Annotated in this window: 15 protein-coding genes; 4 read left to right on the forward strand and 11 right to left on the reverse strand. The window is 39.8% G+C overall.

Annotation, left to right across the window (positions count from 1 at the left end):
* Positions 1–11: 11 nt before the first annotated feature.
* Genes H0U71_02495 through H0U71_02510 form a run of 4 tightly spaced genes read right to left on the reverse strand, consistent with a single transcriptional unit; the run spans position 12 to position 3,495 of the window.
* Complete coding sequence (locus H0U71_02495; protein ID MBA2653920.1) at positions 12–758, reverse strand: YebC/PmpR family DNA-binding transcriptional regulator; 747 nt, start codon at positions 756–758, stop codon at positions 12–14.
* 20 nt (positions 759–778) lie between these two features.
* A complete protein-coding gene (aspS, locus tag H0U71_02500; GenBank protein MBA2653921.1) occupies positions 779–2,560 on the reverse strand; it encodes an aspartate--tRNA ligase in 1,782 nt (593 codons plus the stop codon).
* Positions 2,561–2,572: 12 nt separating this feature from the next.
* Complete coding sequence (locus tag H0U71_02505; protein MBA2653922.1) at positions 2,573–3,205, reverse strand: DUF502 domain-containing protein; 633 nt, start codon at positions 3,203–3,205, stop codon at positions 2,573–2,575.
* Positions 3,206–3,213: 8 nt separating this feature from the next.
* Positions 3,214–3,495 carry a zinc ribbon domain-containing protein gene (locus tag H0U71_02510; protein ID MBA2653923.1) on the reverse strand — a complete coding sequence of 94 codons (282 nt, stop codon included), beginning with the start codon at positions 3,493–3,495 and terminating at the stop codon, positions 3,214–3,216.
* Positions 3,496–3,623: 128 nt separating this feature from the next.
* Between H0U71_02510 and H0U71_02515 the strand changes: the two genes are divergently transcribed.
* The gene (locus H0U71_02515) at positions 3,624–5,342 is read left to right on the forward strand and encodes a proline--tRNA ligase (protein ID MBA2653924.1); all 1,719 of its coding nucleotides are present in this window, start codon (positions 3,624–3,626) and stop codon (positions 5,340–5,342) included.
* 3 nt (positions 5,343–5,345) lie between these two features.
* Here H0U71_02515 and H0U71_02520 read toward each other — a convergent pair whose 3' ends face one another.
* Together H0U71_02520 and H0U71_02525 are read right to left on the reverse strand one after the other, a co-directional pair.
* Positions 5,346–6,284, reverse strand: coding sequence for a L,D-transpeptidase family protein (locus H0U71_02520; GenBank protein ID MBA2653925.1), 939 nt, complete (start codon positions 6,282–6,284; stop codon positions 5,346–5,348).
* A 38-nt stretch (positions 6,285–6,322) separates the two neighbouring features.
* On the reverse strand, positions 6,323–7,207 hold the full coding sequence (locus H0U71_02525; GenBank protein ID MBA2653926.1) for a YihY family inner membrane protein: 885 nt from the start codon (positions 7,205–7,207) through the stop codon (positions 6,323–6,325).
* A gap of 156 nt (positions 7,208–7,363) precedes the next feature.
* Between H0U71_02525 and wrbA the strand changes: the two genes are divergently transcribed.
* The gene (gene wrbA, locus H0U71_02530) at positions 7,364–7,954 is read left to right on the forward strand and encodes an NAD(P)H:quinone oxidoreductase (GenBank protein ID MBA2653927.1); all 591 of its coding nucleotides are present in this window, start codon (positions 7,364–7,366) and stop codon (positions 7,952–7,954) included.
* Positions 7,955–8,153: 199 nt separating this feature from the next.
* Here wrbA and H0U71_02535 read toward each other — a convergent pair whose 3' ends face one another.
* Positions 8,154–8,408 carry a hypothetical protein gene (locus H0U71_02535; GenBank protein ID MBA2653928.1) on the reverse strand — a complete coding sequence of 85 codons (255 nt, stop codon included), beginning with the start codon at positions 8,406–8,408 and terminating at the stop codon, positions 8,154–8,156.
* A gap of 42 nt (positions 8,409–8,450) precedes the next feature.
* Positions 8,451–9,584: a hypothetical protein gene (locus H0U71_02540; GenBank protein MBA2653929.1), complete on the reverse strand. Its 1,134-nt coding sequence runs from the start codon at positions 9,582–9,584 to the stop codon at positions 8,451–8,453.
* Between the two features lie 324 nt (positions 9,585–9,908).
* Here H0U71_02540 and H0U71_02545 point away from each other — a divergent pair, with 324 nt between their 5' ends.
* Positions 9,909–12,071: an ankyrin repeat domain-containing protein gene (locus H0U71_02545; GenBank protein MBA2653930.1), complete on the forward strand. Its 2,163-nt coding sequence runs from the start codon at positions 9,909–9,911 to the stop codon at positions 12,069–12,071.
* Between the two features lie 139 nt (positions 12,072–12,210).
* On the opposite strand, the gene H0U71_02550 is transcribed toward H0U71_02545, so the two are convergent.
* On the reverse strand, positions 12,211–13,701 hold the full coding sequence (locus H0U71_02550) for a GTP-binding protein (GenBank protein MBA2653931.1): 1,491 nt from the start codon (positions 13,699–13,701) through the stop codon (positions 12,211–12,213).
* Positions 13,702–13,888: 187 nt separating this feature from the next.
* The gene (locus H0U71_02555) at positions 13,889–14,959 is read right to left on the reverse strand and encodes a hypothetical protein (protein MBA2653932.1); all 1,071 of its coding nucleotides are present in this window, start codon (positions 14,957–14,959) and stop codon (positions 13,889–13,891) included.
* Positions 14,960–15,351: 392 nt separating this feature from the next.
* Here H0U71_02555 and H0U71_02560 point away from each other — a divergent pair, with 392 nt between their 5' ends.
* On the forward strand, positions 15,352–21,834 hold the full coding sequence (locus tag H0U71_02560; protein ID MBA2653933.1) for a DEAD/DEAH box helicase family protein: 6,483 nt from the start codon (positions 15,352–15,354) through the stop codon (positions 21,832–21,834).
* A gap of 126 nt (positions 21,835–21,960) precedes the next feature.
* Here H0U71_02560 and H0U71_02565 read toward each other — a convergent pair whose 3' ends face one another.
* Positions 21,961–22,755 carry a class I SAM-dependent methyltransferase gene (locus tag H0U71_02565; protein MBA2653934.1) on the reverse strand — a complete coding sequence of 265 codons (795 nt, stop codon included), beginning with the start codon at positions 22,753–22,755 and terminating at the stop codon, positions 21,961–21,963.
* Positions 22,756–22,787 lie beyond the last annotated feature (32 nt).

The following is a 22,787-nucleotide window of genomic DNA, read 5'->3' on the forward strand; positions in this document are numbered from 1 at the left end:
CCTTTGAAGTTCTATTTTTCCAGCTGGGCGAGTGTTGCTTCATTAATATCAGCATTGGAATAAACATTTTGCACATCATCTAAATCTTCCAGCATTTCGATGAGCTTCATCATCTTTTCAGCATTATCTTTGTTTAGCTGAACTTCAATAGAAGGCAACATGGTGATATCACTTTCTTCTGGTTCGAGCCCAGCGGCAGTAATGGCATGATGCACAATTTCATAATTTTCCGGACTGCTAAACACGTCAATACTACCATCAGTGTGCGTGCAAATATCATCAGCACCTGCTTCAAGCACTATTTCAATCAGTTTGTTTTCATCAATTTTAGGAGCAAACGTAATTAACCCTTTTTTATTGAATAAATAGCTTACGGAACCCTCCGCACCTAAATTACCACCGCATTTAGAAAAAGCATGGCGAACATCTGCTACGGTTCTATTGCGATTATCGGTAAGACAATCGACTAAAACTGCGACTCCCCCCGGACCATAACCTTCATAGCGTATTTCTTCCATATCGTCTTGATCAGTGCCAACTCCGCGCTTAATAGCGCGTTCGATGGTGTCCTTGGTCATGTTTTGACCCAATGCTTTAAGGATCGCCGTTCTTAGCCACGGATTAGACTCAGGATCCTCGCCCCCTCTTCGAGCGGCAACGGTGATATTGCGAATTAATTTTGTAAAGAGTTTGCCGCGTTTAGAGTCTTGAGCTTTTTTCCTGTGTTGGATATTTGCCCACTTGCTATGCCCCGCCATTTAAGAAACCTCCACCCGCATTATGCCTCTGCCATTACTTTTCTGAGTTTCAAACCCAATTCCAGTAATTGCTCATTGGTAACCTCAGCAGGTGCTCGGGTTAATGGACACTGGGCTGATTGGGTTTTCGGAAAGGCGATGACATCTCTAATGGATTTACTTCCGGTCATTAACATCACTAAACGATCAATACCGAAGGCAATTCCTCCGTGAGGAGGACACCCAAATTTTAATCCTGAAAGTAAATGATCAAATTGAGCATGCGCCTGTTCCTCGGATAATCCGAGTAATTTAAACACCGCACTTTGTAATTTGATATTATCAATTCGGATGGAACCTCCCCCAACCTCGATACCATTTAGCACCATGTCGTATGCCCGAGAGAGGCATTCGCCGGGATTATCAAGTAATGCTTTAGGATCATTCACTGTAGGCGCGGTGAAAGGATGATGTAATGACTCCCACCTTTTCGCCGTTTCATTTAGAGAAAACATGGGGAAATCGACAATCCAAATAGGACGCCAGCCACCTTCCACCATGTTTCTATCATGACCCAACTTCACGCGTAGAGCGGCTAAGGAATCATTTACCACTTGCGCTTTATCTGCAGCAAAGAAGAGGATATCGCCTGACTCAGCCTGTAATCGTTCTAGCAGCCTTTGGATGATGGGCTCAGGTATGAATTTTAAAATAGGAGATTGCAAGCCTTCTAAGCCGTTGTTTATATCGTTCACCTTGATATAAGCCAGGCCCTTTGCGCCATAAGTCGCTACAAATTGGGTATAATCTTCAATTTCTTTACGACTTAAATCAGCACCTTTAGGTAGACGAAGTGCCGTCACGCGACATTTGGGATCATTAGCAGGTTCTGCGAACACTTTAAACTCTACGTCTTGGAACAAGTCTTTGACTTCAACGAGTTCAAGAGGAATACGTAGATCTGGCCGATCAATTCCAAAACGTTCTACGGATTCCGCATAGGTCATTTTGGGGAAAGGATCCGGCAATGCGATACCTAACATCTCCAAAAACAGCTTGCGGATCATTTTTTCCATCAATACTTGTATGGTGTGTTCATCGATAAAGGACATCTCAATATCAAGCTGAGTAAATTCTGGCTGACGATCAGCACGTAAATCTTCATCTCTAAAACATTTCACCACCTGATAATATCGATCCATCCCAGAAACCATCAATAGCTGTTTAAAAATTTGTGGTGACTGAGGTAGCGCATAAAAACAACCCGGATTAACTCGACTAGGGACCAAGTAATCACGCGCTCCCTCAGGGGTTGATTTTGTTAAGAAGGGGGTCTCAATATCAATAAAATCTAGCTCATCTAAGAAGCGACGCATAATTTGAATCGTTTTTGCTCGAAACACAATGCGACTGGCCATTTCGGGTCGGCGTAAATCGATATAGCGATAGCGCAATCGGATGTCTTCTCCAATATCTTGAAATTCATCTATTCTAAAAGGTGGCGGTTCTGCTGCATTTAAAATCTCTATCACGTCTGCAATGACTTCTATTTTGCCCGTCTTCAGCTCATTATTGACAGTGCCTTCGGGACGATGCTTAACTTTACCTATCACCTTGATGACATATTCGCTACGCAGTGTTTCAGCAATCTTAAAAACGTCGGGGCGGTTAGGATGCGCAACAATTTGAACCAGTCCCTTGATATCGCGCAGGTCTATAAAAATAACTCCGCCATGATCACGACGTCGATGCACCCACCCACATAATTCAACTTTTTCATCAATTAATGATTCATTTACCTGACCGCAATAATGGCTTCGCATAATATTATCCTGTTAAATAGATTCTTTATTTGTCCGCAGCATTTGTTCTGCCATGAATGGCGGAAGCACTACACCGAGAGAAATCACATATTTAAGCGCCTGATCAATGCTCATTTTCAATTCTACGACTTGCTGCTTAGGAACGAGCAGTAAAAACCCCGCCGTGGGATTCGGTGTGGTAGGCACAAATACCGTTACTAACTCCCCCTGCGCTTGGCTCCCCGGCAAGGTAATACCTGCTCCAGTTTGAAAGCCAATCGTCCAGACATCTTTACGAGGATACTCAATTAATAGTACCTTTCTGAAAGATTCTCCCCCCGGAGTAAATAACGTATTTAATACTTGTTTCACCGCAGTATAAATGGATCTAACCAAGGGAATGCGCGCTAATAATCCTTCCCACAAACCCAAAAACCAATGCCCAATAAAATTGGTTACTAACATGCCAGTCAACAACACAATGGCTAAGGTAAAGATAAGACCCAGCCCAGGAATATGAACGCCTAGCAACACATCGGGATGCAAACCCTTTGGCAATAACGACAAACTTTGGTCAACCAAGTTAACCATGAATTTGATAATGAGCAGGGTTGCCCAAATGGGTAATAAAACTAAAAGGCCAGCAATAAAATAACGACGAATCATTTTAGCCCTTATTCTGAGTCAGAAGGCGTCGATTTGACTTCGGGTTTTTTCTCACTACCCCCTTCAGTTGAAGAAGGGGCAGCCTCTTTGGCTTTTGAGGGATTGCCACTATTTTTAAAATCAGTCGCGTACCATCCCGTCCCTTTTAATTGGAACTGTGTAGAAGAAATGACTTTCTCGAGGCTATTTTTACCACATTTTGGACAATCCGTTAAAGGAGTATCAGACATTTTTTGTAAAATTTCTAAGTGATCGCCACAAGATTGGCATTTGTATTCATAAATAGGCATAGCTTAGGACTCCTCTATTTTTTTAACCTCAGAGATACCGGGTATTAATAAGGTGTTTAGAAAATTTTTCAATGGTTTAATTGCATGCTAGAGTAACATAATTAACCCTAAACTAAGTCGAGAAAAAAATGCGGACCAGCCAATATCTTTTAGTGACTCAAAAAGAAACTCCTGCAGATGCAGAAATAATCAGCCATCAGCTTATGTTGCGCGCCTGCATGATTCGTAAATTAACGTCGGGTATTTATACCTGGTTACCTCTTGGGCTGAAAGTACTTAGAAAAGTAGAGAATATTGTCCGTCAAGAAATGAATCGCATTGGGTCACTCGAACTATTGATGCCAGCCATTCAACCATCAGAATTATGGCATGAAACAGGTCGCTGGGATCAATTTGGCACTGAACTACTAAAAATAGAGGACCGCCATCATCGCCAGTTTTGTTTTGGTCCCACCCATGAAGAAGTTATTACAGATCTCGTCCGAAGAGAGCTCCGAAGTTACAAACAATTACCGCTGACGCTATATCAAATTCAATCCAAGTTTAGAGATGAAATTCGCCCACGATTTGGTGTAATGCGAGCGAGAGAGTTTATGATGAAAGACGCTTACTCCTTCCATATCGATAGCCCATCACTTGAAAAAACCTACAATGATATGTATGGGGCTTATGCCGCCATATTTACACGATTAGGACTTAAGTTTAGAGCCGTATTAGCTGACACTGGGAGTATTGGCGGCAGCTATTCACATGAATTCCATGCTTTAGCTGAATCAGGCGAAGACCTTTTAGCCTTCAGTGATAGCGGCCCCTACGCAGCAAATATCGAACGCGCGGAAGCATTTATTGAAAACACGCCTCAAGAACCCACCGGCGAAAAAGAAATTGTCGCTACGCCCGGTAGTTACACTGTTGAAGAAGTAAGTAATTTCTTACAAATTCCGCCCACAAAAATACTTAAAACATTATTGGTAACCGGCAGCAACGATGACATTATTGCCTTAGTATTGCGTGGAGATCATGAATTAAATCCGGTGAAAGTTTCAAAAATTACCGAAGTAGCACAACCTCTGCAACTGGTGAGTCCTGAAGTCATAGTTAAGCAGTTGGGCTGTAAACCAGGATCGATTGGACCGATCAATCTCCCTTTTAAAGTAATAATTGATCGTGATGCAGCCCTCGTTGCAGATTTTGTTTGTGGCGCTAATGAAGATGACAAACATTTTAAGAATGTGAATTGGAAACGTGATCTCGATTTACCACAAATCGCTGATCTGCGCTTTGTTGTCGCCGGTGACCAAAGTCCCGATGGGCTAGGGAACTTACAATTTGCAAGAGGAATTGAGATCGGTCATATTTTTCAACTCGGAAATAAATATAGCCAAGCCATGTCAGCCACCGTCCTAGGGGAAGATGGCAAGGCAGTGGCGCTTATGATGGGATGTTATGGCATTGGTGTGTCGCGTATTGTTGCAGCGGCTATCGAACAAAGCCATGATGAGCGGGGCATAATTTGGCCACTCGGCATGGCGCCTTTCCAGATAGCATTAGTTCCGGTCAACATGTACCGTTCACCCGACGTAAAACAGGCGGCTGAAAAAATTTATGAAGAACTCTCAACTGCAGGGTGGGAAGTTTTATTTGATGATCGCGATGAACGTCCCGGCGTGATGTTTGCTGATATGGATTTAATTGGAATTCCACATCGTCTCGTTATTAGCGAGAAAAGTCTGAAAGAAGGCCTCATTGAATACAAAGGGCGTACTGATGAAAAACCTTCTTTTCTACCTATCAGTAATTATCTTTCGGAATTAAATCCGGAGATGGTTAGCCCGATAATCGATTAACCCTTACTCATCCCTTTTATCGGTGCTGCGGCCCACTTCTTGAGGGATAGCTTGCTGTTCTTTTGCAACGGCTTGGGCCTTAGACCAGTTGACATAAGCCGCGCCCCTGCGTGTTATTGCTTTTTTGATTACCTGTTCTGCATCTTTATGATCAGGGTCAAGTGCTGCCAATACGCCATTTAGGGGTAGATGCGTTTCCAAATAGAGTTTGCTGTCTTTCCAGCCTGCCTTATATGGGTAGTTAATGATTCGGACAGGGGAGCCATTGTGAGTCATCTCAAATAATTTTTTGATATCTTCCGGATACATTCGAATGCAACCTGCGCTACTTCTGCGGCCCACTCCGCTAGGATCATTAGTCCCATGAATCAAATAAGTATGATTTGATAAACGCATCGCATAATCCCCCAGTGGATTTTCAGGACCCGGAGGCACTTCTTTAGGGATAAAAACACCTTCTTTTGCGCGCGCTTCTCGAATAGATTCAGGGGCATGCCAGGTGGGAAGAGGCGTGCGTTCAATAATAGTCCATACGCCCAGTGGTGATTCCCATCCTTCGCGTCCAATCCCTACAGGGAAAACATGCACTTCACGTTTGTTGGTAGGAAAAAAATATAGCCTCATCTCCACCAGGTTGATCACAAGGCCTGCCTTCGGAACATCGGGCAGCACATACTGACTGGGTATAATTAACACACTTCCAACTGGAGGCTCATCAGGGTTAACCCCTGGGTTGGCTTCTTCCACTTCACAATAACCCACATCATATCGTCTCGCGATTGAAGCAAAATTATCTCCCGGTTGAACGATGCCGGTGGTTATGGTGCCGACAACATCATTACTGCTACTTGGCAGTGCAAAATTAAGCGCAAAAATACTAGGCGCATTAAAAAATAAAATAATGACTAGGGCTCTAATAAATACTTTTCTTATTCTTGTCATGATTCAGCTTTAAAATCCTGCGTGATTACTTACTAAAATTACAGCGATTCTTTTCTCTTGATAAAAATCGCTTCCTTATCCTCTCCGGCTACATGAGCCACAACTGCCCCAAATAAAATAATTAACCAAGAGAGATATATCCAGACCAAAAAAATAGGAATTGCCGCCAAGGTGCCATACAACAATTCATAAGTAGGAAAATTTAATACATATAAACCAAAACCATACTTAGCAAACTCAAACAAAATAGTTGCAATTAAACCTCCAATCGCAGCATGGCGCACCAGTACTTTACAATTGGGCAAGGTGACATATAAAACGGTAAAGGCGATAAAAGTCAACAACCACGGAAAGTAAGCTAAGAGAAGTTTTCGTATTCCCAACGATTCGGCCGTTCCTCCAATCAGTGGTAAAGAAAACAGATAACTGCTAATGGCGAATCCGATACCAATCAATATAGGCAAGAATGTAATCAGCCCCCAATACATCATAAAAGCGGTTAGACCATTGCGGGAACTTTTTACGTGCCAGATAGCATTAAATGCTTGTTCCATGTTAAGCACCATGACTACTGCCGTTACAACTAGAAAAATAATTCCAGTAGCGGAAAGATTCATTGCCTGGCTTGCGAACTTTTGTAAGTGAGCCTGTACAATTTCCGCCGAAGTGGCAACAAAATTTTGAAAAATGAAATTTTGTACCTCTGCTCCTAAATGTTTAAAAAACGGAAAAGCGGCCAAAACAGTAAAGCTCACTGTCATCAGCGGCACAATTGAAAGTAAGCTTGTAAAAGCAAGCGCCGCAGCGCGCAAAGAACAATTATCAAACATAAATTGTTTGATCACCTGTCGCACAAAACTCACCGTACCATGAAAAACAATCGCCAATGGCCGGGTAAAATAAGTTTTAAATTGTCTTTTCATAGTATTTGATTATGTGTATCGTTTCTACGACTTTAGTTTCTTAAGAGCGCGAAGTTTATCCGACCCTCATTCAGATTAAAAGGGGGAGATAAAATAGTTTGTTTGCTGGGGATAATTAGCGGTTAGAAATCATGAATCATAAGACCTGGAGTTGAGATGGGATACATATTAGTTTTGTACTATAGCCGTTATGGGGCCACTGCTAAAATGGCAGAATTTATAGCCAGAGGCATAGAAGAAACAGGCCGACTAGAGGCTAGGATTCGCACGGTTCCTCCGATTTCAACCACAGTGGAGGCTATAGAGGATCCTATTCCCGAAGCCGGACCACTCTATGCTACTCTCGAAGATTTAAAAAACTGTGCAGGCCTTGCCTTAGGAAGCCCAACCCGCTTTGGTAACATGGCCGGCGCATTAAAATATTATATAGACGGCACCAGTAGTTTATGGTTATCAGGCGCTCTAGCGGGCAAACCTGCTGCCGTATTTACTTCTACCTCCTCATTACACGGCGGCCAAGAAACCACTCTTATGAGCATGATGCTACCTTTATTCCATCACGGCATGTTATTGATGGGCTTACCCTATACTGAGCAAGAGCTGATGAGCACTACCAGCGGAGGAACTCCGTATGGGCCGAGCCATATCGCAGGCCTCGACAGTAAAAACCCACTATCAGAACAAGAAAAAAAGTTATGTATAGCACTCGGGAAACGCCTAGCCCTCACCGCCACCAAGTTGAGCTAATGAGCCTGTAGAGGCGAACGTCTCATCTTTGGCTGAATTTCAACGAAAAAATAAAAGAAAATTGCTCACATACTTGAGTATGCTGCGCTTTTTCTTTTATTTTTTCGTTGAAATTCAGCGCAAATCTGGACGTTCGTGCCAGGTATAAATAGTTTAGATCGTTACGGGATTTTCTCCCCGGGAGGGGAGAAGATGTTGGCTAGTTAATGGGTTGTCCGCCTTTCTTCATGCATTGTTCTGAACTCATATAAATCCAGCCCTTTCCTTTACAGGAGTTTTGGCCGGCGCAGGAATTTTTATTCTTTTCCCCGCATTGCGCTTTTCCTCGACAGCTATTAACGCCATAACATTTTACTGGCTTAGCTGCGCCTGACACTTTTTCAGCTGCAAAAGAGTGAGAGGTAAGTAATAAGCTCGCTGCTGTAGCTAACAAGATTCCTTTCGTTAAACGCATTCTGATCTCCTTTTAAAATCCACCTTATTAGTTTAGCCCATTCTAAATGAGAAACTGTGAAGTTTCGTCTTTGTGTTTTTTCAGATATTCCATGAAAGGTGTACCGCCTGTACCGATGCCAGTCGGATTAGCAAGGGAGGTTTGACTCTGCTTCTGTATATAGTGCGCTGCAAAATTTAAATGTGTTTGGCGAAAACGTGCGAGCAAGTTAATACCCGCATTATAATTTTCGCGTAAATTTATATCATCCTTATGGCTCGTCAAGATGTATTCACGTATGGAAACGTTTTGTTCTATTGTGCCAATAAAATCACGATGCGCTACGGGCATATACTCGCGCATTTCCGCCAAATATAAACGAAGTGGATCAGGACGATGCTCAATTCCAAAGAGTGCATCGAACGAAGGAATGATTGAACTTTGAGCTCCTGTTTCACCTCTAAATTGTTGAGGTTGATTATCAAAAACTTCAACTCCCTCATAAATCACCCCGAGTGGTAAGGCAGGATTATCTTTCCAACCATGAATGTATGGTCGCACCCGATTGTAATAAATATAGGGGTCACAATGCTCTGTCATGCGATCTAAGGTGTCACACATTTTTTCCAAGTGTTGAATGATTTCTCCCAGATATTGCGCTACCAATGTTTCATTTTGCTGGTTGATAGCTTCTTGCAGTGGCAAAAAAAGTTGTAATGCTTGTGATGCTTTCATTTCAATATCTATATGCACTAATACAAACCACTCCTCATCTATTCCTCCTAAAAAATTTTGACTAAGAACAATATTTCCCAGTTCAATAGGACGATTAACATCAAGGCGTCGCCAGTTATTCAAAGCATACGAGTCATAAGAGAGAACGGGCGGTCGTCCTAATTTTTGAGAAACCTCAAACCAGGGAATGGCAATTGAAGCCGGGATTTTATCGGGACATTTTTTTTCGCCCCATATATAAGCATGTCCAAAAAAGGAAAGCAGCATCATTGCCCGCGAAAGTTCCGGTGCAGATTGTAGTCTCGCAACTGACAAGATAGGCATATTTTCAAAAGTCGTTTTTAGATGGTCGGACAAAAGTAACTTTGGCAACTCTTTTCCCAGTTCATCCCACCCCTGATAGTCACGAGGCAAGTCTGGAATGGGGTCATCGACAGGTAAAAAGCCACGCTCTAAATTTATGACGTGATTTTGCATCTACAATCCTTAATGAGTAGGTTTTAATTCAACAATTTATAGCAAAATAAAAAATGTGGCTGCACTCGTCTTCTCGCGATTTGTCCGCAGAATTCAGCAGATTCAAGACTTGATGCGCCGAATGACGCAGTCAGATATTATCTGTTTGCTAAAGAGCTGTTGCAAACAGCAATAGCTTAAGGTTAAGTTAAAAAATTTGCAAACAGTAATAAAAAATGTAAACATTTAGCGTTCCCAAACCCCCAATCCACCACATTATTCCAACTGTTACGGCTGTAAGATCTCATTTAAAACATAACAGGAGAAGTTATGCTGTCAAAACACCCTCAAAATCCTAAAAAATCTAGGATTCTGCCCAAGAATTTCAATAAACTCTCAACTAATAAGTTTTCTAGAGAATACCTCCTTACACATCTTGAAGATCCCTACGAAATTGTTGTCACCGCAGCCCAAAAGGGTGACCAGTTAGTATTGGATTTTTTACTTGAGCCTTCACCAATGAGTAAAGAAGAAATAGTAGTAAGGACAAATTATAACAATTACAAAAAACAATATGATGCCCTTCAACGAAGTATTATCGTGAGAGAGGCACAGATCATTGTAATTCTGCAACATTTTAACGAGCTCGGAGAAATGGTTCTATTACAAGATTACCCTCCCTCCATCAGTGATTATCTCGGGGAACATTACGATTTCTTTCTGGAGATTCAAACTCGCCTTTTGCGTAAGGATGATAGCTCAGATATAAGCAATGATAATAACGAAGATAATGCTGAAAACAATAATAAAAACGATTTAAGCGACATTAACATTAATGATCTGGTTTTTTTATTAGATCACCTAGTGCCATTCTGCAAACATTATGGAATTTTTAATCGGGTTAACAGCAATATAATATTAACAAACAAATTGACCTCTATATTAGATGACTTATTGATTTACTTCCGTGAAGAACATCAACAAATATTAGTGCAACAAAGCGAAGTTTTTCTTAGCGGCAAGATGATTGACCTCACCAATCCTTTACGGGCTAGGCTACATAAAGAATTTTCTCTTGAATTATCAACTGAATTTAGAGGCCTAAGCCTCCCCATGAATAGCCTAAACTTTACAGAAGGACTCAGCACCCTTGACAATCTTGCTTCTGACAAATTAGCAGCCACAAAGGCGCTGGGCGAGTTAATAAAATTACAGAAAACAATGATCGCTTCTTTCGAGAAAATCACCAGCAATAAACAACGTCTTCTAGCCAATCAGTTGCAAAAAAAATCACTTCTTCTTCAAAAAATATTTGATGCTAGTTTTTCCGCTTTCGACTTTGAAAAAATGACGTTGGTTAGCAATAAACTTAGCGATAAAAATATCAGAACCACCTATCGTGACAGAATCACTGGAGATAATTTAATTCATATTGCAGCAAAAGAGGGCAAGTTTGAAACCGTTCTTTTTTTAATAAACCGAGGAGTAGATTACTCCGCTAAAAATCGACGAAATATTCCGGCTATTGATGTCTCTTCTAGAACGGGTAATACCTTGCTGCATCATCTCACGCAAAAAGGGGAGTTCGACTTGGCCTGGAAATTCCTTCAAGGAAAAGCAAATCCTAAACTGTTAAATAATATGAACTTGAACATTTTAGATATTATCTTTGAGGGCAAAACACTTATTCATTTTTTTTTAGAGAAGTTAAAGTTCAAAAACAGTGACGCAGAAGAGCAGATTGTAATAAATTTAGTCACCGCCTATCCTCGGTTTTCAGTATTACTTTGGAAAAATAGTTTACAACGCACAGCTTATGACACAATTTTAGAGCTTCCCGAGACGATAGCTACTCGTATTCTTGATGCATTTTACAATGCCAGTATAAAACTGACATTTGGAAGCGGCTTTCAACAAATGATTAACATCGCTTTATGCACGCATTTTCGAAACCTGCGCAAGCTCAATCCTAATTTACTCGTAAGGTGTATCGACAAAATATCGGGCACAAATAATAGAGCAACTGTACATCTGACATTTCTACACACATTACAGAAACATCTATTAGAGGCTGTTAATAAAAAATGTGACGCTGATTTATATACACACCTAAATGAGGCGAGGCTTTTCATTAATGTGATGCCTAAAAAATTGTCAGATAACTATATTGTTCCCTTAGAGATAGTATTCGCCTTAAGGCAGGTGACACAAAGAAGACTGTTAAAAAACCAAGAAGAAAAATATTTTATAGAGAATGGAAAGCCTCTTAATTCTGCTTCGAGCTACTTAAAAATAGCCAACAATATGAATGTGTCTTTAACAGACAAACCAAATCAACACGTGACTTCTAAAAGAACTGAACAAGGCGCAGTGTATTCAGCCCCCCTTCGTCATTCTAGAGGACGAAAAAATCTTAACCTCATTATCACTGAAGCGCAAAATAAATGCCCCGACCCATTGCATTGGTTTGATCAGATAGCGCCCAAAAAATAGTTAACAATAGGTATGACGTCATTCGAGAGATATCTGGGGAGTCGTCTGGGCATAAAACGAAGACATAAACCGAAACCAGGTTATGCCTTCCATTTCATGCGTAAGCTTGAGCTTGAGCTTGAGCTTGAGCTTGAGATAACTATAAGGTAGTAGGTGAAAGCGATGTTGAATTATCCTTCTCAATCTCCATTCTCTTGGCACCATTATCTGAATTTTTTGGGTTCAGAAACGTTCCCGGATAAATATTCTTCGAATTATAGTTGTTGTTATTGTTATTTTGAATTTCAGGGATAGATTCTGAAACCAGCTTACCATTAACGCTGCTCGCCAAATAATTTCGGGTCAAGCTATGACGTATTCCTGACAACGCCCTGGTAATTTCCTTCTCTCCCTCAGTATTGTCATGAACAATCCGCGCATAAGGTTCTATCGCATGTTGAAATAGTTGCTGAATAGAAGACTGGTGTTCGCTATCACACTTAACATACTCAATCACCGAAGTTTGTTTAACTATAGCATCAATCTCAGCTTGTGAAATTTGCTCGGTAGCTGACATTCCTTCAATTTGTACCAATAATTTTTTCTTAGGCGATGCAGCAGATGCCTCGACCAGTGGATTCCACACGGTTGCAATATCAGCCAACGAATCAGGGGCTTTTGCCGAAAAGCAAAGCAAATAACTGTGGGAATTTTTAATTAAATCTGCAGTTAATTTGTTCCAATTGTCACTTCCAGACGTGTCGTATACGTCTAAGAAATAGGTATTGTTATCAACCTCAACGTTCATCTGATATGTGCCAGAGGTGGTCGGCACCGACTCGCTAGGGGCAGAGTTGAAAAACCTATCAATAATTTTGGTTTTACCTACTAACCCATTTCCCAATATACTAATCTTATAGGTGTTTATACCTGGCAGCGAAATGATTGATTTATTCTCTTGTAACAAATTTTCTAGAGCAGCTACACCGCTGGCTTTTAAATCATTCTCAAGGATGCTTAACCGACGTAAAGAAGGATGCGCACTTAATACTTCATTCAAAGAAAATATATGAGAATCATTTAATTCATTATTCGATAGGTCTAGGGATTCCAGGGTGGTATTATTTTTTAAAAACACTAACAATTGCTGCCACACATCCTCGTCAGGTAATGTACCCATCATATTAAGTGAAACAATATTGTACGCTGGCTCTAACAGTCTGCTAAGCGATTGAGGTAATAATTTATCGAAAGCTAGGTCTATATGTAACTTCACATCCTTTCTTCCACTGATACCCTGTGCAATGCTTGCCATGCTATCAACATTTATCATACTCAGTGTGAGTTGGAGCAGATTTGTATTACTATGAAGGCTATCAATGACCGAGATAGGAGTTTTTTCCATAAGCTCCTTATGTTGTATGTGATCACTTAAATCGACCTCATCTAGCATGCTTATCAAGTCTAAAGTTAACTTGAAAGTAGAATTTTTTTTCCCTCGACTGATCAGTTCTTTCTCACGCACCCGTCTCAGTCCATCAAAAGTTTCTCGCTTCTTTTGCTCTTGTCTAGATATTCTGATTGTTTGTAAAGTGGCACTTTTTTTTGGGGTGGCAGGCTTGTTATTTCGTTTTTCCCACAAAATCTGCATAATCTCAGTCCTTATAATTGGTTTATTAGAAGTGCAGTAGACACCCATTACCTAGATTCGATACATGAAGTGTAACGGGTATAATCACGCGGTATTCTATATTTTTTTGGCAAACTCTCAAATGATTATTATTCAACGGAAGGTTGAAATGTGATGTAGATAGCAGGTAAGATTCGGCAACAAATCTTTAAGGTGCGAAAGTGGTTTCAGTATTAGGATTGTTTGCAATGACGTAAGGATCAACGCCATGAAGAATGGTTTGCAGTATTTTGGTTTCGTTGATCAGCACCATCCTAACCATACCCTCTGCCTTGGTTTTGTTTAAATTATGCCTTAACTCTTCAGTCACATCTTCCCTGACTATCGCTGTATTGATCTCAGAAAGGCGCGTGTCTGTTTCAATTAATTCTTGTTCTACATCTAGACTTCCCAACTGCTCCATCAAGCTATGGATAGGAGAGCTATGATTAAAAATTCCGCCATTCAAAATACTTAAAGTGATGTACTCACTCGCTTTAACGAAATTTCTTTCAATTAACTCTAAGTCATCTTGATCCATCGTATATCCCGCAAGATAATTATTAGCCATGTAAGAAGTAATAAGGTAATTACTCTTATCACCACTCTCAAATACTTGCAGAAAAATCTCCTTTTTTTGAATAGGATCGAGTGTCGCATCCAACTTGATCAAATAAATTTTTGCAATATAACATGCAAAAGACTCATAGATATCCTTACTTTTTTTTGCTTCGAGCACCTCGAGGAAATCTCTCATGGTCTCTATTGACATGCTATCAATATCGCATAAACGCAATGCCAGATAATTTTTGGGCGCATTAAATTTGGCTTTTTCAGATTGATCTAGATTAACCATCTCATTGGCACAATAATCTATTACAAATGGATTGCCACTACGAATCAAATTGGTAATAGCTTCGATGTCTTTTGTGGTGAATATTTTTTCTATCATTTTATGCTGTTGACGCAAAAATTCTATAAAGCGTGGTGAGGCAGCACCCTTCTTATAACCATCAATAATTTCAGAATAAAGGTTATGTAGTGCTTTGGGCGGCAGATTTAGTGAGGGCTGGGTTAATGCAAATCCTTCAGAACAACATCTAATAATGGCTTCGGGAGAAGCACTCTCGTCTTTTAAAAGAGCATTCAGCATGACGAAACACATATTTGCCCTGGTTTCACCACTTACTTTAGCGATCTGTTGTTCGGTTAAGCTCTTGAAAAACTGAAATGCTGGCATAGTTTTAATCTTATATAGCTAAATAGTTGATAGTCTTTAATCATTCACTCATCTTAAACACTATTATAACGTAGCAATATTAAGGGAGACTTATGCATCGATGTATTTTGCATCGATGTATTTTATGTATTTTAAGTGATTGCACCAACGCGCCTGATATATGTAGCCTGGATGTAGCGAAGCGAAATCCGGGGTTTTATAAGAGCACAAGATAACGACCCGGATTTCGCTTCGCTACATCCAGGCTACGAGAATTTGGTTATGTTAGGCGCTATTTAAATGAAATTACAGAATTGCGAGACGCGCGTTGCCCACGCTCCTAAGGTTATGTTAAGGAGGCTCATATATTATGTGCTAATCAAATATAATCAGTCCAACTGTAGGTTGTAGATATGCAAGATAACACCGGTGAGTTAAACCCGTCCTCTTCAGTAAATGATAAAGCTTCTTCGCCCCCTCATCAAGAAAGCCCTAAGCCGGTGGCGGGCACCAAACACAAAAACGATGAGTCTGATGAGCAAGAAAGTAATAAAACGCCACGCTTAGGTCCAAATTCTATCCCGCGGGAAAAAATCGAAGCCCCCTTCTTACGCAAAACAACTCCTGTTAAGAAGACCTTAATGCCTTTAAACACTTCTTTTCAAGCAACCACGAATAAATTTTTAGCGCAAAAACGTCAACAGATGATTGAACAAAAAACCGCGCAGGGATTAAACAACAACAACAACAATAACTCCATAATTTTCAACCCACCGAACTCTATTCCTGCTTCAATACAGACCGAAATTAACCTATCTGAAATAGATGTCTTAAAGAATGCACACCTATCTTTATCCCGCTTTCTAGCTGAGATTGAGCGTAATCAAAATACTTTTGAGCCAAAGCCGGGAAAGAAAGTAGAGATTAGAGACTATCAATTATCGCGCTTAAAAAAATTCTGCGAATCAAACCCAGAAAACCCCAAATTATTTGATATGCCCACTGGCACAGGAAAAACAGTTGTGATTGCAACGCTAGTAAGGGGCATGCTGCCTCCCGTAGCTCCCAAAAAATCTGTGCGGATATTAATTGTTGTTTCGCGCAAAGCATTAGTGAAACAGACTAAAGATCAACTCAAAGAAAAGGCGCCTCACCTCAAAGAGAAGGAAGTAACAGCCTTTTCCCCCACCAATGAAAGTTGGAAAACAGCGAATGTGGTTATAATTACTTACCAGTCTTTATTTAAACGGGTTCAAATGTTTTTTCCTGAAGATAAAAAGCAGCGTCGTTTTGATATCATGTTCGGTGATGAACTACACAATGCATTATCAGAAAAATGGGTAGCAAAAATAGACTATATACTTTTGCGGGCTCCAATTGTTGGGTTTACAGCAACAGCTGACTACGATAATGACCAAAAAAGTGGCAAAAGCAGCGTCTATGATTTGCTGCACTTTTCTGAGGAGCGCCCCAATCCAATTCCAAAGATGACTATATTAGAGGCGATTGATTGTAAAGCCGTTGTACCGGTGCGAACGGGAATCTTGTATATCGATACGAATTCCCGCGAAAATACCACAGTGAGTGGTGGAGATGTTCAGGAGCGTTTTGTAAATAAAACTGTATTTAATTTAGCAGCGGTTAAGACGTATTGCACGGAAGTAGATCCAAAAAATCGTATGCCTCTTTTTGGTAAGAATATAATGGTATTTTCTGCTGGGATTAAACATAGCAATAAGTTAGCGGATTTATTTAATCAGTATATCAAGCTCAAAGAGCACCCAACTTTACGGGCGGTGAGGGCCACCTTTTTAAAGAACATGCGCAAAGCACATGCCCTGCGCCAAGTTAAATATGACACGCATAAGAGTAAAAAAACTAAAATTAATCTTAAACGTGAATTCTATAACATAGAATTTGATGAAATGTTGGACCTTCTTGAAACGCGCGACTATGATGCGAAATATGAGAACCTATATAATCAGTATCGTTATGAAGTAGCTTGCTCAATCAATTCCAAATCCCCCTCTGCGAAACTTGCGATTAAAAAATTTAAAGCTGGCGGAATATTAGTCGCAGTAGGCACTAAGATGTTAACAGAAGGACTAGATGCTAAGGTAGTCGCCAGATTAAACTGGTCGTACACGGGTTCATTAGTAAACGCTCAACAACAGCTAGGACGTTTTGTGCGTCTTTCTATCGAAAATGATGTTGTGATGCCTAAAATTGGGTACAACATCGATGCAAAGCTCAGCAATATTCGCGGGCAAGTCTTAGCGCCACAGTGTTTGAATGGCAACTATTCTTATGGATCATTTGAAGAGCTGGATAACATTTTTAGCCGAGAGTTAGATCATTCCCTAGAACTGCGAGCAAGTGTAGAGAGACTGAGTCAAATAGATGCATTTTCCACAGTAAATTATGGACCAGTATCTTGGGAGCCACCATCCAATAATACTCTAACGACAACCATCGTCCCCACCTATTCTTCATCGAACATAAACCCACAAACGTTACGTCACGCACGAAACAAACATATTGACACTTTATCAAAGCAGTTAGAAAACTCTATGTTGGGCCTAGATAACAAAATGAAGGCAACCATGTCATTCATTTTGAATAATAATGTAACATTTAGTGAAAAGACAATTTCTACTACTCAAAAACAAAATACACGGCGAAAGACTGTTCGCCCAACAGTGACTCAACCAGAGTCTCATATTTCCTCTTCTCGAGATCAAGATGAGAATTGGATGGACCAAGAGCAGTTGAGTGTGCTTCAGCGCTTAGTTCGGCATTCGAATAAATTAATGGCATATTTTGACGAGATTTTTGATGAATTGCTGATGGAAAATAGTGATTCTGATGAAGATTATGAAGAGGATATAGCAGGTATAGAAGGAGAAGAGGAGAACCGAGCAGAAGATGAAGCGGCCAATGACACACGACGCAACCGGCCTGAAAAACGTGCTGTGCCACGATTAAGTGCTCAGAATGCAAGTTTAAAACGCATCATTGGAAATATTCGCAGACTGAAAAAAAATCTTAAAGAACTCGCGGGAGACTCACACAATGCTCCTCAAACATCCCACAGTGATGACAATAATAACGACGATATTAGTGTGAATGCAAATTTTGAATTCATTAGTGAGCGTTATGAAAAGGCACTTGAGCTCTGTGGGGACATGCAGATGCTCTTTAAGGATGAACAACTAGCTGTCGCTATTAATTTGCGCCGGATGCGCAACCAAAACAACACTTCAAACCTCAGAGAAACAAGTACAGATGAAAACAATAATAACTCAAATCCTAAAGATACAAACACAGATCTAAACAATAATAATAACAGCAATACCCTTCAAATACCTCCGGAAGCTGTGTCTATGCAGTCTCCATCTACATTCCACATCCCGAATAATATTGGACCTCTAATTGCCAAATTATGTGCAGTGGCCACAAATATTTATTATGGAGAAACTGCAATAACGTTAGTTTTTCGTGACGATGTTGCAAAGATCGAAGCAATAAAGGTTACGGTTCCAAACACTAATTTTATGTGGGCGAGGAACCACATATTCTTTGAAAAATCATTTTTTACTGGATGGTTACAAAGCCTGGGAATTGAAGAGGAAGTGACAATAAGAATTCAACCATTGTCGAACTACGCATACACGCATAAGACTAATTTTCTTCAGATTTTTCGGCAAGCGTGTGTTAATGTGTGTTTATATAAACATAATACCCTCCCCGATATCTATCAAGGATTTTCAAGCATCACCAAGTTTGGGAAATCCTATATATTTACTTTTGAACCCGAGACCGCAAACACTAATATTGCTGAATGGGTAGAAGGTGAAATTCTACCAGGAAAATTAAAAACCGCCCTACCTTACACAACGACTTATAAGATACTAAGTGACAGCCCCCATTTTATTGTTAAGGAAAATCCCAAAAATAGTAGTCAGCTAAAGAAACTTATTAAATATATGGAACCTACTGCTCTTTTTTTACTTTTGTCAGAGAGTATCAGCGTAGAAGAAATTAATAATTTAAAGGTCGACCCAACATTAAAAACGTTGTTAATTAAATTGAGAATGCTGGACTCGGACATTAGCCCTTCAGTAACGAATGCACAAAATAGCGACTTAGATATCAGGGAAATGCGCACTAATGAAAACAATAATAATAGAACCCATACTCAACCGCCTATAGCTCAAGCCAATAGTACTTCTAATCCCACTTTGTTTAGCGCATTATGTGCTCAGGCCACAAATATTTATTCTCAAGAAAAGATTATAACGCTGTTTTTTACTGACAATATTGCAGTGCGGATGCCAGCAACAAAGGTTCCAGGCACTAATTTCATGTGGGCAGGGAACTATGTATTCATCAGCAAAGAATTATTTACGAAGGGGATAGCAAACGACACATTTAAAGAGAAAGTAATACAGAGAATTCAACCATTCTCCGAATACAAGCATAAGGCTCATCTTCCTAAGGCCTATTTGCAAGCGATAGTTAATTTTTGTTTACATGAACGTGGTGTGCCGGCTGATAAGTATCAAGGATTTTCAAGCATCACTGAGTTTGGCAAATATTTTATACTAACTTTTGAAACCGAGAACGCAAACACTAACATAGCTAAATGGGTAGAAGCTGGAATTCTACCAAGCAAAACGAAAATCGCTACACCTGGCCTAACGTCCGTTCCGACACAAGATGAGAGCCCCCATTTTACTATCTTTAAAAAGTCTCAGCCTGAACACAGTGAACAACTAAAGACACTTATTAGCTCTCTTAAACCAACTCCGTTTTTTACACTTGTGCCAGCTAATATCAGCGCACAAGATATTAATAGTCTATCAGTCTCCCAGTCATTAAAAGCGCTGTTAATTAAATTGAGCACGTCAGATGCGAAGATTAGCCCCTCAGCATCGAATGATTACATTTTCCCTCCTGGGGTGAAATATGAAACTGTGAGTGTCGCCATCCTCGCACCCAATCAAAAGTATCTGATGTTAGAAGCTAATCAGTTCGTGAATAACGAAACCATCACATTTTTCGGTAATAAGGGCGTTACATGTAACAAATATTATATTATCCCATTGATTAATTTAAACAGTGAACTAAATATGGATATGCCGGCACTTAAAGCTGCAATAAACCGTGGGCAATTTCCTGAAACCAATCCAAGCATAATATTTGATTTAATATGTCAATTTGAAAAAAATGACAGATCGACATCAACCGTGCGCACCCAATTTTTAGCGTTTAGAAATACGACTAATTACAGACTATCCTCCTCTATTATGCATAATCTGCACGCGGCTCAGAATGACAATAAAGAACTGAATTTTTTTGAAGGTTTAACGCGCCCCCAAAAATTCGCTTTTTGGGCTATTACAGTTGCTACAGAAATCGGCATGCGCCTAGATATAGCAACATTATTTTCTAGTTTTCCGGGTCTTGAATCATGTTTTGAGCATAATCAGCATTACATTCTAAAGTTTACACCAAACCTAATTCTTCAAAACTGGCTTACCTTTCCAATTTTGTCAAACGGGACATTTTTTCAAAATTATTGGATAGGGGAGCCCACGGATGACTTTCGAATCTTTGCAAAATACGCTGCTAACAATGCTCTTTGCACAAAAAATAGCGCACTTCACCTAGAAGAATTATTTACGATTGATCAAAAATTAACAGCAGCAGGCGTTAATAACCAGCTAAAAAAATATATACAGTTGCAAATTACAGCCATACTTAATTCGAATCAAGTTGATAGTATAATAAATCAATCTACATACGTTCAACCGCAGACTTCTAATTCGGGATCTGCTCCTATGCAGTCTGCTAATTTAGTTGATAACTCCAACAATAATAATAACAATGTATCACAACAAATATATAAAAAAGCACTAAAAGCTAAACACCACATTTCAACAGGAAAAGTGTTTTATCAAGGTTCTAATCTTGAAGAAAGAGTCCTCAATTTTTTGATTGAAGAAATAGATAAGATTTATTTAGGGGACAAAAATGTATATTTCTTGTTACGTCAAACGCTTACAAAATATATACGAAAAGGCGCAACATTCCTCAATTTCTCCGCAGATACCTTCCCACTAATTTTATGTGATGGTAAGTATGGCATAATTACGCGGACCTTTTTTGATGAAACCGTCAAGCCGTATATGGAGGCTAAAAAAATCAGCAAAGATATTCGCCAGATCATTGACTATCCTCCTCACAAGAGAAACCCAATGCTTATGCATCATATGCAGGCATTAACGGATTTTTGTCTCTCAAAAGTCCAAATTGCTGCATCTACCTGTATGGGTTTAAAGGAGACTTATGAATATGGTGATTATTATATTTTGTGCTTCAATGATAAAGAGGGAGCTAAGAATATTCAGCTATGGATTAAAAATGGTGTTTTTTATGGCAACAATTCCAGCCCGGAGTTAATTGATACAAGGAAGAAAGACAGTCGTACATCTCTGAATTATTTTATTTTCAAAAAACAGAACTTTTTGATATCCCCAATTCCACCCATTATAGATATTATGGACCATATAAAAAATACTATTTCGTTTAAATCACTAATGCAGAGTGATTCCAGGAATCTCCCTTCAGTGGTAGTACAATTGCTGCGTGAGCTAATGCCGCAGCGACCTGATGAGTCGAGACAACCATTAGCCGCGCCTACATTGGTTAGCGAGACCAATAATGACACAGACAAAACCAAGGTTATAGAGTGGTTTAAGAAGCTGCCCACGCAGACAAATTTTTTTCACGGAAAAAATAATCAAACACACTCGGCCAACTTTTCGAACAATAACAATAACCATACGCCTATGGATGATGACGCAATCATGAGAGAGCTTGATCTGATTTAGAAGTAATTGTAGTTCCAGGGTATCTACTCGCACCTAAAGTGATTAGTTGGCTAGGACGTTCAATTTTGAGCGGACGTCCGCTTCTAGGGGCGAGTAGTTACGTTCCAGGGATGACAATCAGCGTGATCAATTCAGCGGTTTTTCCCCTACTACCAACATGTAATCGCCCAGATCACTTTGGTATTTTTGCATTATTTCCTTTATTTTTCCGGATTGTATGTCCTGCTCAAGCGCTTTTAATCCTGCGTGTAACTCATTATCCTCAGCAAATAATTTGAAGGCAGAAATTCCTTCTCTTACATTTGGATCCAAATAAATCTCAGGGGAATGTTTGCCTGCCATAAGAAATAAATCCTGCATTTTCTCTGGCACAAAAAAAATGTCTTGCTGAATATTTTTGAAACCACTCCGCGTTAATGATTTATTAAGTTCATCAAAGCCAGCCATCGTTTTAGCACTTTCGTCTATCATTGCAGGAAAATATTCACATAACCAATAATGCTGCATTTGCTCAGGCGTTGCAGTAAATAACACTACCCTTCCATGGTTGATCACACGAAACATTTCACTGAAGACTTGATTGATATCATGCATATGGTGAGTTGCAAATGTACAAACTATGCCATTGCAAAAATCATCAACAAAGGGCAAAGCACTTGCATCACTTTGATGCCAGTTGATTTTGGGACATTTAGACTTTGCTTGACCTAACATTTCTTGTGAGATATCTACTCCCTCTATGCATAAACCTTTTTGATGCAAAGCAATCGTATAATTCCCCGTGCCACAGCCAATATCGAGATATTTCCCTGAAGGTATTACCTGCAACTGCTTAATAATACGATCAACGACAATCGGATCTGCTTTCCGCGTTAAATCATAATTTTTTCCAATTGAATCGTAGATAGGGTTATTCGCCATAATATTCCTTACGTGGTTTTGTTGGTAAGATA

This window comes from Gammaproteobacteria bacterium (genome assembly GCA_013697705.1).
Classification (GTDB): Bacteria; Pseudomonadota; Gammaproteobacteria; order UBA6002; family UBA6002; genus UBA6002.

Bases quoted from the DNA above. Each gene is read 5' to 3' on its own strand.
- H0U71_02495 (MBA2653920.1), bottom strand. From the start codon at position 758: ATGGCGGGGCATAGCAAGTGGGCAAATATCCAACACAGGAAAAAAGCT.
- aspS (MBA2653921.1), bottom strand. From the start codon at position 2,560: ATGCGAAGCCATTATTGCGGTCAGGTAAATGAATCATTAATTGATGAA.
- H0U71_02505 (MBA2653922.1), bottom strand. From the start codon at position 3,205: ATGATTCGTCGTTATTTTATTGCTGGCCTTTTAGTTTTATTACCCATT.
- H0U71_02510 (MBA2653923.1), bottom strand. From the start codon at position 3,495: ATGCCTATTTATGAATACAAATGCCAATCTTGTGGCGATCACTTAGAA.
- H0U71_02515 (MBA2653924.1), top strand. From the start codon at position 3,624: ATGCGGACCAGCCAATATCTTTTAGTGACTCAAAAAGAAACTCCTGCA.
- H0U71_02520 (MBA2653925.1), bottom strand. From the start codon at position 6,284: ATGACAAGAATAAGAAAAGTATTTATTAGAGCCCTAGTCATTATTTTA.
- H0U71_02525 (MBA2653926.1), bottom strand. From the start codon at position 7,207: ATGAAAAGACAATTTAAAACTTATTTTACCCGGCCATTGGCGATTGTT.
- wrbA (MBA2653927.1), top strand. From the start codon at position 7,364: ATGGGATACATATTAGTTTTGTACTATAGCCGTTATGGGGCCACTGCT.
- H0U71_02535 (MBA2653928.1), bottom strand. From the start codon at position 8,408: ATGCGTTTAACGAAAGGAATCTTGTTAGCTACAGCAGCGAGCTTATTA.
- H0U71_02545 (MBA2653930.1), top strand. From the start codon at position 9,909: ATGCTGTCAAAACACCCTCAAAATCCTAAAAAATCTAGGATTCTGCCC.
- H0U71_02550 (MBA2653931.1), bottom strand. From the start codon at position 13,701: ATGCAGATTTTGTGGGAAAAACGAAATAACAAGCCTGCCACCCCAAAA.
- H0U71_02555 (MBA2653932.1), bottom strand. From the start codon at position 14,959: ATGCCAGCATTTCAGTTTTTCAAGAGCTTAACCGAACAACAGATCGCT.
- H0U71_02560 (MBA2653933.1), top strand. From the start codon at position 15,352: ATGCAAGATAACACCGGTGAGTTAAACCCGTCCTCTTCAGTAAATGAT.
- H0U71_02565 (MBA2653934.1), bottom strand. From the start codon at position 22,755: ATGGCGAATAACCCTATCTACGATTCAATTGGAAAAAATTATGATTTA.